Source organism: Segatella sp. (assembly GCF_977051555.1).
In genome coordinates this window covers 92,393-105,232 of record NZ_CDRSSE010000005.1, presented here as the reverse complement: position 1 = coordinate 105,232, position 12,840 = coordinate 92,393, and the positions used below count along the sequence as shown (strand labels likewise).

Annotated in this window: 11 protein-coding genes and 1 pseudogene; 5 read left to right on the top strand and 7 right to left on the bottom strand. The window is 43.7% G+C overall.

The features are described 5' to 3' along the window. Positions 1-197: pseudogene (locus tag ACWJAO_RS02275) on the top strand (hydroxylamine reductase); the annotation flags it as partial. 181 nt (positions 198-378) lie between these two features. After that, positions 379-1,047: a Crp/Fnr family transcriptional regulator gene (locus ACWJAO_RS02270; RefSeq protein WP_449139126.1), complete on the top strand. Its 669-nt coding sequence runs from the start codon at positions 379-381 to the stop codon at positions 1,045-1,047. A 70-nt stretch (positions 1,048-1,117) separates the two neighbouring features. Here the strand turns inward: ACWJAO_RS02270 and ACWJAO_RS02265 are convergent, their stop codons facing one another. The 5 genes from ACWJAO_RS02265 to ACWJAO_RS02245 form a co-directional block, all read right to left on the bottom strand. Beyond that, complete coding sequence (locus ACWJAO_RS02265; protein ID WP_449139125.1) at positions 1,118-1,816, bottom strand: tRNA 2-thiocytidine biosynthesis TtcA family protein; 699 nt, start codon at positions 1,814-1,816, stop codon at positions 1,118-1,120. Positions 1,817-1,933: 117 nt separating this feature from the next. After that, a complete protein-coding gene (gene rny / locus ACWJAO_RS02260) occupies positions 1,934-3,469 on the bottom strand; it encodes a ribonuclease Y (RefSeq protein WP_449139124.1) in 1,536 nt (511 codons plus the stop codon). A 24-nt stretch (positions 3,470-3,493) separates the two neighbouring features. Next, positions 3,494-3,793 carry a cell division protein ZapA gene (locus tag ACWJAO_RS02255; RefSeq protein WP_022120985.1) on the bottom strand — a complete coding sequence of 100 codons (300 nt, stop codon included), beginning with the start codon at positions 3,791-3,793 and terminating at the stop codon, positions 3,494-3,496. An 11-nt stretch (positions 3,794-3,804) separates the two neighbouring features. After that, entirely contained in the window at positions 3,805-4,098 is a 294-nt protein-coding gene (locus ACWJAO_RS02250) for a hypothetical protein (protein ID WP_449139123.1), read from the bottom strand. An 87-nt stretch (positions 4,099-4,185) separates the two neighbouring features. After that, a complete protein-coding gene (locus tag ACWJAO_RS02245) occupies positions 4,186-4,836 on the bottom strand; it encodes a hypothetical protein (protein WP_449139122.1) in 651 nt (216 codons plus the stop codon). Between the two features lie 227 nt (positions 4,837-5,063). On the opposite strand from ACWJAO_RS02245, the gene rfbA reads away from it, so the two are divergent. The 3 genes from rfbA (at position 5,064) to ACWJAO_RS02230 (ending at position 9,060) form a co-directional block, all read left to right on the top strand. Beyond that, positions 5,064-5,939 carry a glucose-1-phosphate thymidylyltransferase RfbA gene (gene rfbA / locus ACWJAO_RS02240; RefSeq protein WP_119237157.1) on the top strand — a complete coding sequence of 292 codons (876 nt, stop codon included), beginning with the start codon at positions 5,064-5,066 and terminating at the stop codon, positions 5,937-5,939. Positions 5,940-6,003: 64 nt separating this feature from the next. After that, entirely contained in the window at positions 6,004-8,547 is a 2,544-nt protein-coding gene (locus tag ACWJAO_RS02235) for a GumC family protein (RefSeq protein WP_449139121.1), read from the top strand. Positions 8,548-8,631: 84 nt separating this feature from the next. Then, complete coding sequence (locus ACWJAO_RS02230; protein ID WP_153083386.1) at positions 8,632-9,060, top strand: BT0820 family HAD-type phosphatase; 429 nt, start codon at positions 8,632-8,634, stop codon at positions 9,058-9,060. 166 nt (positions 9,061-9,226) lie between these two features. Here ACWJAO_RS02230 and ACWJAO_RS02225 read toward each other — a convergent pair whose 3' ends face one another. Next, positions 9,227-11,377 carry a peptidylprolyl isomerase gene (locus ACWJAO_RS02225; RefSeq protein ID WP_449139120.1) on the bottom strand — a complete coding sequence of 717 codons (2,151 nt, stop codon included), beginning with the start codon at positions 11,375-11,377 and terminating at the stop codon, positions 9,227-9,229. A gap of 176 nt (positions 11,378-11,553) precedes the next feature. Then, complete coding sequence (locus ACWJAO_RS02220) at positions 11,554-12,825, bottom strand: hemolysin family protein (RefSeq protein ID WP_449139119.1); 1,272 nt, start codon at positions 12,823-12,825, stop codon at positions 11,554-11,556. Positions 12,826-12,840: the final 15 nt, after the last annotated feature.

Below are 12,840 nucleotides of genomic sequence, written 5' to 3'. Positions count from 1 at the left end.
TCTTCAATATTGCCTGGTACGAGCAGAAGGCTGTCATCGTACTTCTTGCCCTGCTGCATCTGGGCGTAAAGAACATCCATCTGGGTCCTACGCTCCCAGCCTTCTGTTCACCAGCCGTACTGAAGGTACTGGTAGATACCTTTGGCATTGCCGGAAACGGAACGGTAGAAGAGGACATCAAAAAATATATAGGATAAGAACAGCAGCTACTGAGTTAAGGGAGAATCAGTAAAACTCGGGTAAAAAAATTAAAAGATAAGTTTTCATGTTTAAAAGGCACTTTGTAATAACACTCTCGAGAGTGTTGCAAAGTGCCTTTTTTTTTGAGCAAACAATAAATCAGGGGAAAATGCGTTATTGAATATAAAACTTAAATGTATGAAAGAATCAATATTCGTTACCTTGCAGAAATGCACGGTGTTTGAGGGATTTACTCCTGAGGAAATCAGAGGGGCGCTATCGATGGTAAGCTACCGGATGGTGGAGCTTCCTGCCAGGGAAATCTATGTGCTGGCAGGAATGCCCTGCAGATATGCCGACATCATTGTCGAGGGAGAGATGATAGCCCGCATGTCGGGATTGTCGGGCAAACAGACCCAGATAGAGCGGCTGGGGGAATCGATGCTGATAGCCCCTGCCTATATCTTCGCACATCATAACGAGATGCCCGTAAGCGTGGAGACAAGTAAGAAAACTACCCTCCTGCGCATGAAGCCTTCGGAACTGAAACTGCTGATAGATACCGATGAGCGCATACGCTGGAACTTCATCCAGCACCTGTCAAAGATAGATATCTTCCTCTCGCAGAAAATGCGCATGCTCTCCCTTTTCTCCGTCAAGGAGAAGGTGGCGCAATACCTCATCAAGATGGCTACCGAACAGCAGAGCAGAACCATCCGGCTGGATGTCAGCCGACAGGAAATGGCGGATATCTTCGGTATCCAGAAGTTCTCGCTCCTCCGCTGCCTGTCCGAATTCGAGGAGAAGGGTGCCATCAGGATTGATGGCAAGACCATCACCATACTCAACTCGGATGACATGAAATAAGAAGCAAGAGAAAGTAGTTTCATGCGCCCATGAAACTACTTTCGTTTTTTATTGCTTTTTCTACTATATTCTATTCTGCAAAAACGGAGCGCCAAAGACTGTAGCGCGCTTCAGGGTTCAACTGCTCCAAATGAAGGAAGACGGCTTGCATATCCGAACGGCGGGTAGTCTCTTCGTAGGGACACAGTGCCTTCTGCTTGGTGAAATGCAATTCTTCTGCTACCTGCCGGATATCCGCCTCATGTACCAGACAGAGCGGACGGATAATGGTAAGCGGATAATGTTTCAGAGGAAGGCTCGGCTGCATGGTAGAATGAGAACCCTCGAAGGTGATATTCATCAGCAGGGTAACGAGGATATCATCCATGTGATGGCCCAAGGCTATCTTATTGAACCCGTGGCTTACAGCAAACTCGAAGAGCGTCTTTCGCCGGTTCCAGGCACAGAGGAAGCAACGGGTCTTTCGGGGATCGGTGGATTCATCAAACGAACTATGAAGGATATGGAGCCTGATGCCATTCTCTGCACAGAAATCCTGCAGATAAGAACGGTCGGTTTCGTAAGGAATGTTATCCATGATGATGTGCGCTGCCTCCACCTCGATATGGGGTTTATAGATACGGGCACGCTGAGCCAGCAAACGGACAAGTTCCAATGAATCCTTGCCTCCACTCAAGGCAATAAGAATACGATCCCCATCCTCTAAAAGATGATAGTCAACACATCCTTTATTGAATCGCTTTAATACTTTCTGTTCTGCTTTCATCATATTCTGAAAAGGGAAAAGAAAAGCCGCACCCTATAAACAGAGTACGGCTTTATCAAGATACATCTCTCTACCTTGCAGAAGAGAAACGACAATTTAAACTTCAAATATAATTCAATCTTACTTAGCGTAAGCTACGCTACGGGTTTCACGAATCACAGTAATCTTAACCTGACCAGGATAAGTCATCTCATTCTGAATCTTGGTTGCGATTTCATCAGAAAGCTTGATGCTCTCTTCATCGTTCATCTTATCCGCACCAACGATGACACGGAGTTCACGACCTGCCTGGATAGCGTAAGTCTTGGTAACACCAGGATAACTCATGGCGATAGCTTCAAGATCGTTCAAACGCTTGATATAAGCTTCTACAATCTCACGACGGGCACCAGGACGGGCACCAGAGATAGCATCACAAACCTGTACGATAGGAGCCAACAATGTGTTCATCTCCATCTCATCATGGTGAGCACCGATGGCATTGCAGATATCTGGTTTCTCCTTATACTTCTCAGCAATCTTGGCACCATACAATGCGTGTGGCAATTCACTCTCCTCATCAGGCACCTTACCGATATCGTGCAAAAGACCGGCACGCTTAGCCTTCTTAGGATTCAATCCCAATTCAGATGCCATGACAGCACAGAGGTTAGCGGTTTCACGGGCATGCTGCAAGAGGTTCTGACCATAAGAAGAACGGTACTTCATCTTACCGATGATACGAATCAACTCTGGGTGCAGACCATGAATACCGAGGTCGATAGCAGTACGCTTACCAGTCTCGATGATTTCATTATCCAACTGTTTCTTCACCTTGGCTACCACCTCCTCTATACGGGCTGGGTGGATACGGCCGTCAGCGACCAACTGGTGGAGAGCCAGACGGCAAACCTCACGACGAACAGGGTCGAAAGCTGAGATAACGATTGCCTCAGGAGTATCATCCACAACGATTTCTACACCAGTTGCAGCTTCCAGAGCACGGATATTGCGGCCTTCACGACCGATAATACGTCCCTTCACCTCATCATTATCGATATGGAAAACGCTGACAGAGTTCTCAATAGCTGTTTCAGTGGCAACACGCTGGATTGTCTGAATCACAATCTTCTTAGCCTGCTGGTTAGCATTGAGTTTGGCATCATCCATAATTTCGTTCACATAGCTTGCAGCATCAAGCTTAGCCTGATCTTTCAGACTCTCAATCAATCTCTGCTTAGCCTCTTCAGCGCTCAGACCAGAAAGTTCTTCCAGTTTAGCCTGCTCCTGCTTCTGCATCTTTTCGAGGTCTTGCTGCTTAACAGACAAGAGTTTCTTCTCGTTGTCAACACGCTGCTGATACTGATCAATCTCCATCTTGCGTCGACCGAGGTCTTCCTGACGCTGATTGAGAGAAATCTCGCGCTGTTTCAACTTATTCTCATTCTGCTGGATGCGAGAATTACGCTGCTGCACTTCTTTTTCGAGTTCCGCCTTCTTGTTGAGGAATTTCTCCTTCACTTCCAAAAGCTTCTTCTCTTTTACTACTTCTGCCTCTTTATTGGCAGCTTCTATCATTTCGTTATATTTTCCCTTAATGACATAACGGAAAATGAAATACCCTGCAGCACCGCCGATAACGAGCGCCACAAAGGCTGCTATAATAGTTACTATCATTATTATATATATTTATTAATATTCTTATTTCAAAGCGTCTTCAATCTCGGAGGTAAGCTTCTCAAGAATATCATCATAAGGTTTCGTATCATTCCGATCCGATTCCTTCTCATATCTCAATGCCACATCAATGAGCGCCATATACAGGATTTCCTTATCGCTCTTTCTGCCTTTGAAAATCTTGGTATATGAGTTTACAATATCATCTATCAGCTTAGCTGATTTACGATAATACTCCTCGTCCTCTCTAGGTATTCTTACCGAAAGATCTGTATCATAGACGTGTAATCGTATGAGTAATTTATCTTGTTCTTGTTCTGCCATCGTTCCGATTTTTACTTTTCACCCAATAGTGTGATACACTTATTGACATCTCTTATGAGCTTGGCGATGCGCTTCTGAGTAGCTTCCATATCATTGTCAGAAATCGTCATCATCTTTGCCATCTTCAAGCTGTCGTAATCACTCTGCGCTTGAGCCAACTTTTCCTCCAATGCCTTGATCTTGGCATCGCGCTCATCCACCATTGCATAGAGTTCAGCATTCTCCTGCTTGACCTCGTCAAACTTGAGAATCATCTGCCTTACTCTTGTGGCAAACGTATTAATTGCTTTCTCATTTGCACTCATGACTATTATTTTTGGCTACAAATTTAAGAGAATTATTTGAATAAAACAAATATTCTGCTATTTTTTTCATTTTGGGCGCAACATTTGTTACTTTCCCATCTTCTGCTTTGCCTTTTCTACGTCTTCATCTGATGGACGTGGCTCTTTTTGGGCGAGCATCAATACCTGGAAAGTAAAGTCGGTTACCCATTGCTGGCTGAACGCCAAGCGCTTGTTGAACTGGCGCAACTGAAGCACGGTTTTCAGCACACTGGCATCAGAGAAATCATTCTTAGTGAAGATGTCTTCTACTGTTTTAGCAGTCAGTTTGTAAAGCGAATTCTTCATGAAGCTAGGCAAACGGAGTTTAAACTTCATCAAGTTGCCCATCAGCATCATCAGATCCTGAGTAAAGTTCTGGAACTGGATAAGATATACGTTTACATCCTGCAGTTTATGGCAGTTCTTACGGATACTGGAATCTATTTCCTTGAAGAAGGCATCATCCGTATCATAGATATTCTTCATCATTTTCTTCACCTGAGCCTTTTCGCCAATACCCAGACGATTGTTGACCGTCGGAACATGCAGACTTGTCTTGAAGACACGCAAGTCTGGCAACATGGCTAAATTGGTGATACCTAACTGAGAAGCAAGTGCTGCCTGAAAGTATACACGGACCAAGGTCATGTAATCTTCCATTCCACCTACCTTTTTATCGTCGTCCTTACGACCGAATAGTTTTGCAAAAATTCCCATTCCTTTATTATTTTATTTTCTATATCTATTTAAATTGTTCTGCAAAAATACAATAAAATCAGTAAATACCCAAATCAAAGCGACGTTTTTTATATAAAAAGGTGTTTTTTTTATCAAAAAATGCATTTTTATGGCTTATGATTTCACTCATTCAACTTTTTTTAGTAACTTTGCCGCGTTTTTAAGATAAGACTATTCAACTTTATTATATTAGAAATAGAGAAGATATGAAAGGAATCGTATTAGCGGGAGGTTCGGGTACAAGACTTTACCCTATTACCAAAGGTATCAGTAAGCAATTGATACCAATTTTTGATAAGCCAATGATATACTACCCTGTTTCCGTGCTAATGTTGGCAGGAATCAAGGAGATTTTGATTATATCTACCCCATTCGACTTGCCTGGTTTCAAACGTCTGTTAGGCGACGGCAGCGAATTGGGTGTACACTTCGAATATGCAGAACAGCCATCACCCGATGGTCTGGCTCAAGCCTTCATCATTGGAGAGAAGTTTATCGGTAATGATACAGCCTGTCTGGTTTTGGGTGACAACATTTTCTATGGAGCCGGTTTTACGGGTTTACTCAAGGAAAGCGTAAAAGCTGCAGAAGAAGGACTGGCAAGCGTATTTGGCTATTATGTCAACGATCCGGAAAGATATGGTGTGGCAGAGTTTGATGAAAACGGCAACTGCCTGAGTATAGAAGAAAAACCGGAAATGCCTAAGAGCAACTATGCGGTTGTAGGACTCTATTTCTATCCAAACAGCGTGGTGCATGTGGCTAAGAACATCAAGCCTAGCGCAAGAGGTGAGCTGGAAATAACAACTGTAAACCAGCACTATCTGACAGAAAAGACTCTGAAGGTAAGAACCTTACAGCGCGGTTTCGCCTGGCTTGACACCGGTACCCACGATAGCCTTTCGGAAGCCAGTACCTTTATAGAAGTCATAGAAAAGAGACAGGGTCTGAAAGTGGCATGTCTGGAAGAAATCGCATTCAAACAAGGATGGATTGACAAAGAACAGTTGCTGAAACTTGCCCAACCGATGCTCAAAAACGGTTACGGACAGTATCTGAAAGAACTAGCGGCAAGCAGATAGCCCAGATTCTATCATTTATCTTATACGAATATAAAAAGGTGTAAACACAATAGAATATAAAATAATGGAAGAAACAAAGAACTTTGATTTGGGACGTGATCAAGAGCAGGAAGAGAAGTCATCTATTGACTTCCAGCTGATTTATTCTACTCTTATCCTCAACTGGAAATGGTTCGTTCTATCACTCATTGTATGTTTGGGATTGGGATATCTCTACATACGCCATGCGAGACCGCAATACCAGGCTACCGCCAAGGTACTGATTAAGGATGACGACCAGAGAAAGAACAGAGGTATGGGTAACAGCATGATTCAGAATGCTGCAAACCTCGGTTTTATTTCAAACTCAAACGGTATAGACAATGAGATTGAAATTCTTTCGGCTCAAGACCTGGCTAACCAGGCTGTAGTAGACATGAAATGCTACGTGAACTATTACCATAAAGGAACCTTCAGAGACCAATTAGTCTACAAAGAGCAGGAAGTCAGCGTTGACTTAGACCTGGCTCATCTCAAGAAGTTGAATGCTCCTATTAAGCTTCTTATAGAGAAAACTGGCAGCCAGTATCAGGTAACAGGTTCATACTACATACCTGTAGATGCCTTTTCCTATCAGAAGGATCCTGTAAAGATTGAAAATACTTTAGCTGGTCTGCCAGCAAGCATCAATACACGTGTAGGAACCCTCCACTTCACTCAGAACGGCAAATACGCATTGAAAGACGGTGAGAGCCTAAAGGTGATTATCGTGTCACCAGAAATGGCGGCTAAGGGCTATACAAAAGCACTGACTGTAAGCCAGACTTCAAAGACGACAACTATTGCCGAACTGGTGATGAAAGATGAGGATCCTCAGCGCAGCATCGACTATCTGAGAACCTTGGTTAACGTTTACAACCGTCAGGCCAACGAGGACAAGAATGAAATTTCTTTCCGTACAGAACAGTTCATCAACCAGCGTCTGGAGAAAATCAACAACGAGCTGGGCAATACAGAAGGCCAACTCGAAAACTACAAGAAGCGTAACAATGTAGTAGAGATGAAGCTCAATGCTACAGCTGCCATCGCTAACTCAGACACTTACGCCCAGAAACTTCAGGAGGCCAATACACAGGTTGAACTTCTGAACGAACTTGGCAAATACATGAACGAACCTGGCAACAGATATCAGCCTATCCCATCGAACGTGGGTCTGACAGATGAGAGCTCAACAGAGTTGATTAACGAATACAACAAGATTGCTCTGAACCGCAACCAGCTGTTGCATTCTGCCAGCGAGAGTTCTCCAACCGTAACACCATTGTCAGCCCAGTTGGATGACCTCACAAAATCCATCAAGCGTGCTATGCGCCAGGCAAAACTGGGTATGGAGATTCAGCGTAACAGCATTGCCAGACAGGCAGCCATGTATGCCAACCAGATAGGTAACTCGCCTGAGCAAGAGCGAGTTCTGACTCAGATTGGTCGTCAGCAGGAAGTAAAATCCGGTCTTTACCTGATGCTTCTTCAAAAACGTGAAGAGAACTCCATTTCGCTTGCAGCAACGGCAGACAAGGGTAAGGTTATCGATGCTCCTTCATTGGAAGGAAAGGTCAGTCCTAAGAGTCCTATCATTATGCTGATTGCCTTGGTACTGGGTATTGCAATCCCTGCCGGCATCCTCTTCCTGAGAGAATTCTTCAAGTACAAGATTGAGGGACATGAAGACGTGATGAAACTCACCCAGATACCTGTCATTGCCGACATTCCTGTAGCAAGCGACGCTGCCAAGAAGGAAGGAAAGGCTGATATTGTGGTTCACCAGAACGTAAACAACCTGATGGAGGAGATCTTCCGCGGCTTGCGTACCAACATTCAGTTTATGCTGAAGGAAGGTGAAAAGGTCATGATGTTTACCTCTTCTACATCAGGTGAAGGTAAAACCTTTGTGGCTTCCAATATCGGTATCTCGCTCGCCTTACTGGGCAAGAAGGTAATCATGGTAGGTCTGGATATCCGTAAGCCTCGTCTGGCAGAGCTCTTCGAGATTGACAACCACCATAATGGTATCACCAATCTGATTGTACACGACCATAACACATGGGATGATATACAGAAACAGATTCTCTCTTCGGGCGTCAACAGTAAACTCGACCTCCTGATGGCAGGTCCTGTTCCTCCTAACCCGGGAGAATTGGTAACCAGAGCAAGCCTTGACGACATTATCAGCCAGTTGAAGGAACATTACGACTATGTTATCCTCGATACGGCTCCAGTAGGTCTTGTAAACGACAGTTTGCAGCTTGGACGTCTGGCTAATCTCTGTGTATATGTCTGCCGCGCAGATTATACTCCAAAGGCAAGTTTCGGCATGATCAACGGTTTGAAAGCCGAAAACAAATTGCCTAACATGTGCTTAGTACTCAATGGTGTCGACCTCTCCAAGAAGAAGCACAGCTTCTACTATGGTATTGGTAAGTACGGCAAGTATGGCAAATATGGCAACTATGGTTCTTATGGTTCATACGGCAAATACGGCAAGTATGGAACTTACGGACAGTATGGAAGCTATGGCAACTATAGCAACAGCCACTATGGCAATGCCAACGACAACAGTATCAAGAAGTAATCAAAAACATACATACAACAAAAATAAGAGTCTTTCTATCCAGATAGGAAGACTCTTTTAGATTAATAAAGACATTAAGACTATATGGCAACAATTGCAGTAGATTTCGATGGTACAATCGTAACCCACGAGTACCCGAAGATTGGTACAGAGCTACCTTTCGCCACAGAAACATTAAAGATGTTGATTAGAGACCACCACAAGCTTATTCTATGGAGCGTACGCGAAGGCAAACTCCTTGATGAGGCAGTAGAATGGTGTAGAGAAAGAGGAGTTGAATTCTGGGCAGTAAACAAGGATTATCCTGAAGAGAGTTTGGATAACAACAATCACTTCTCACGCAAGCTTAAAGCCGACTGGTTTATCGACGACCGAGGTATTGGCGGTTTACCAGACTGGGGTGAGATTTATCAGATTATCACCAACCATACAAGCTATCGCAGAGTACTGAAGCAGAAGTTCGGCGAGCAGCAGGAAGCCCCTAAGAAGAAGCATTGGTGGAGCCGCGGATAAAGTATTTCTCCAAAAGGATATCCTAGTAAATACGATAAAAGATATCCTGATGATACGATAAAAGATATCCTGATGATACAATAAAAGATATCCCAATAAATAAAAAAGGTGTATTGCCAATGAGCAATACACCTTTTTTATTTATTGGATAAAATCTAATAGTCTATTAGAAGAACAAGTAGCGGTTATCAACTACATGAGCGTTCAGATAAAGCTCGTTCATGAAGTTACCTGCATACTGCATAGCCTTCTGACGGCACTTCTGCTCGTATGTCTTGTCATCGAACTTAACAGGACGGTTAGTCTTGTTTACAACCTGGAAGAGATAAACACCAGCGTTACCCTTCACAGCATGAGCTGAGAAAGCGCCCTTCTTTGTACCAGCAACAGCACCAGAGAGAGCTGGCTCGCTAGCGCCAGTAGCAGCGATGAATACAGGAGCAGCGAAAGTAATCTGGTTTACAGAAGAAACCTTACCACCCTTAGCCTTAGCAGCTGCGATGTTCTTAACACCGTTCAACTTAGCCTCAATCATCTCAGCCTTCTTGTCTTTGATAACCTCAGCCTTAACAGTCTCCTTGACAACAGCATCGTTCAAATCACGATAACCGATGCGATGAATCTTATCAAGAACTACAACTAACAGGTGGTTGTTATCACCACACTCATAGAGAGGAGATATCTCGCCTTCCTTGCTATCGAAGATCCACTTCAAAGCCTCACGGGTAGAATGGATGTTTGCTACATAGTGAACAGAAGTTGTAATATCCTTCAAGTCCTGAACCTTGTAACCTTCCTTAGCTGCATTCTTCAAGAGATCCTCTGACTTAGGATTAGCACTTACGAAGCTAGAGAACTTGTTGTAAGCTGTACGGTAAGTACCCTGAGAGAAGTCGATAGGCTTCTTGATAACGGCAGCAGTATACTTGCTGACCATTGCCTTGCGGTCGAGAACCTGAAGAACTACATATCCCTGACCCAACTGAAGCTGGTTCAAAGAATTGACAGCTGCTGTGTTCAATGTATTGATGAATGTCTTATTGTCCTTATCCATAGACTGAGCATACTCATACTGCTTGGTAGTCATCCAAGCCTTGTCACCAGTCTGGCCATACTTCTTAGCAATAGCCTCGAAATCAGCACCACCGGCAAGAGCACCCTGGATAGAATCTGCCTTGGTCTTAGCCTCAGCTACTGAGTTTGCAGCAACCTGGATAACACGATACTGTACAGAATCAGGCAATTCCTGCTTAGCTACCAACTTAACGATGTTCAATGTATTGTCACCTGCGTTAGCCTTTACAGCAGAAGTAGAACCTACAGCCATAGAATCAAGCTGAGCAGCGATATCACGTGGGAAAGCATCCTTTGAAACAGGAATACCGAGGTAAGCTACAGTAGAAGCAGACTTACGTACAACCTCTGTAGGATCTGCTGCAGCTGCCAACTGTGAGTGATAACCTGCGAATTCCTTGTTAAGAGCAGCACGGTCTGCATTTGAAGCCTGAACCTCGATGTCAACGAACTTGATGTCGCGGCTCTCAACAGGCTGCTTGAAGCGTGCCTTGATTTCATCATACTTAGCCTTCAGATCGCTTTCAGAAAGCTTCACCTTATCATCCTGGATGTCAGAGTAAGGGAAAGCTGCCAACTGAATCTGACTCTCTTCATTCTCCTCCTTGAAAGCCATCTTAGCCTCTACAGGGTTTGACAGGAAGCAACCGGCGAGAAGAGCCTGATACTTCTGAGCCAAAGTCTGCTGGCGGAGAGTCTTCTCGATGAATGACCAGTAGTTGTAAATCTTGGTATACTGATCCATCATCTGTGCATTAGCAGATGGGTTAGCCTTCTGTGCCTTGTAGTCTGCCAAGAACTTCTGGAGAGCAGATGCGTCGAAACGACCTGTCTGCTGATTAACGAAAGGAGTCTGCTGAAGCATAGGGTTAGTACCTGTCTTCAAGATGTCCTGAAGCTCTGCGTCGGTTACTGTAAGACCCAACTTGCTAGCTTCCTTAGCGATAATCTGGTTCTGGATGTAGGTATTCCATACCATATCCTTCACCTGATTCATCTGCTCTTCAGGAAGATTTTCCTGACCCTGTTGCATTTTAATAACTTCTGAATACTCATCAACGAGCTTCTGGAAATCCTGCACGCTGATTTTTTCGCCCAAAACCTCACCAATCTGCTGGCGCTCATTATTCTTTGCAGAATCGCAAGAGCGGAAAGCTTCCTCGGCAATAAAGGCGAAAAGGCCGAAACTGATAATACAAACCAGTATCACGCCTCTTTTTCTAATTGTTCCTAATGCTGCCATTACGTTTTAATTATTATTATTATTTTTATTTTTTCCTAAGTTTAGATTGAACCACTTTTGATGCTAGTAGCCAATTGTCTGCAAAAATACAAAAATAATACGAGAAAAGGGAATTTTTTGCTATCTTTTTTGACTATTACCTCAAAAAAAGCAAAAAATTCCCTTTTCCTGCTCAGCTATTTGATGATGTGGAGTTTAACAAGCTCTATTTTACGCGATGTTGACTTGATAATCTTGAACTCAAAGTTATCAAACTTAATCACCTCGTTGAGTTTAGGAAAACTCTGATATTCATGCAGTATTAAACCACCTACAGTCATATATTCATCACTTTCCGGCAGTTCAAGACCAAACATATCGTTCACCTTGTCAATCTCCAGTCGTGCTGAAAGGAGATAGTCACCATCATCGGTTTTCTTAGCTACATATTTGGCTGCATCGTGCTCATCTTCAATATCTCCGAAGATTTCCTCCACGATATCTTCCAGACTCACCAAACCGCTGGTACCGCCAAACTCATCTACAACGATACCCAATGACTTCTTCTGCTGCAAGAAAGTCTGCATCAGTTTCTGCGCCTGCATGGTTTCCGGCACAAAAGGAAGTGTACGGATATGATCCTGCCAACGTGAAGGATGATGGAACAGTTCGGAACTGTGAATATATCCCGCAATATGGTCTATATCCTCTTCATATACAATGATTTTCGAATTACCGCTCTCGATGAATTTCTGCTGAAGTTCTTCGAGAGAAGTTTCCATTTCAACAGCCTGAATCTCAGTACGGGGCACCATACAGTCGCGTACTTTAGTATCGGAGAAATCAAGGGCATTCTGGAAAATCTTCACCTCATCATTAATTTCATCTTCATTGGTAGCATTGTCGATACTTGACTGCACAAGGTAATCAAGGTCTACCTTAGAAAAGCCTTCATCCGCTCCCTCAGTATCCATCTTCATACCCATCAGACGAAGCAGACACTTACTCAAGAAAGTACTGAACTTGCTGATAGGCCACAATACTACGTAGCACAGATAAGCTATCGGACTGAAGATAGAAAGCAAGCGGTTCGGATTAGACTTGAAAAGCGTCTTTGGCAGAAACTCACCTGTAAAGAGTACTATCAGCGTAGACAGAATAGTATCTGCAGGCACCGTAAAGGCTGCCTCAAAACCTGCGAAAATCGTATTGTCGAAAAGGCGGGCTATCAGGATACCATAAACTACAAGGGCTATATTGTTGCCCACGAGCATGGTACTGACAAAGCCGTTCGGATGATTATAAAACAAAGATAACAGTCGTTGCGTAAGGCCGTTCTTCTCCTTATCCATCTCCGCCAACATGCGGTTGGAAGAGACGAAGGCAATCTCCATTCCGCTGAAGAATGCAGAGAAAACCATCGTAATGAGAATGCCTACAACTAAACTCATATCCACCTGTTCATTCATTATATCTTTTTCTTT

What these genes read in the sequence shown, in the direction of transcription:
- ACWJAO_RS02270 (WP_449139126.1), top strand. Translation starts at nt 379, where the DNA reads ATGAAAGAATCAATATTCGTTACCTTGCAGAAATGCACGGTGTTTGAG.
- ACWJAO_RS02265 (WP_449139125.1), bottom strand. Translation starts at nt 1,816, where the DNA reads ATGATGAAAGCAGAACAGAAAGTATTAAAGCGATTCAATAAAGGATGT.
- rny (WP_449139124.1), bottom strand. Translation starts at nt 3,469, where the DNA reads ATGATAGTAACTATTATAGCAGCCTTTGTGGCGCTCGTTATCGGCGGT.
- ACWJAO_RS02255 (WP_022120985.1), bottom strand. Translation starts at nt 3,793, where the DNA reads ATGGCAGAACAAGAACAAGATAAATTACTCATACGATTACACGTCTAT.
- ACWJAO_RS02250 (WP_449139123.1), bottom strand. Translation starts at nt 4,098, where the DNA reads ATGAGTGCAAATGAGAAAGCAATTAATACGTTTGCCACAAGAGTAAGG.
- ACWJAO_RS02245 (WP_449139122.1), bottom strand. Translation starts at nt 4,836, where the DNA reads ATGGGAATTTTTGCAAAACTATTCGGTCGTAAGGACGACGATAAAAAG.
- rfbA (WP_119237157.1), top strand. Translation starts at nt 5,064, where the DNA reads ATGAAAGGAATCGTATTAGCGGGAGGTTCGGGTACAAGACTTTACCCT.
- ACWJAO_RS02235 (WP_449139121.1), top strand. Translation starts at nt 6,004, where the DNA reads ATGGAAGAAACAAAGAACTTTGATTTGGGACGTGATCAAGAGCAGGAA.
- ACWJAO_RS02230 (WP_153083386.1), top strand. Translation starts at nt 8,632, where the DNA reads ATGGCAACAATTGCAGTAGATTTCGATGGTACAATCGTAACCCACGAG.
- ACWJAO_RS02225 (WP_449139120.1), bottom strand. Translation starts at nt 11,377, where the DNA reads ATGGCAGCATTAGGAACAATTAGAAAAAGAGGCGTGATACTGGTTTGT.
- ACWJAO_RS02220 (WP_449139119.1), bottom strand. Translation starts at nt 12,825, where the DNA reads ATGAATGAACAGGTGGATATGAGTTTAGTTGTAGGCATTCTCATTACG.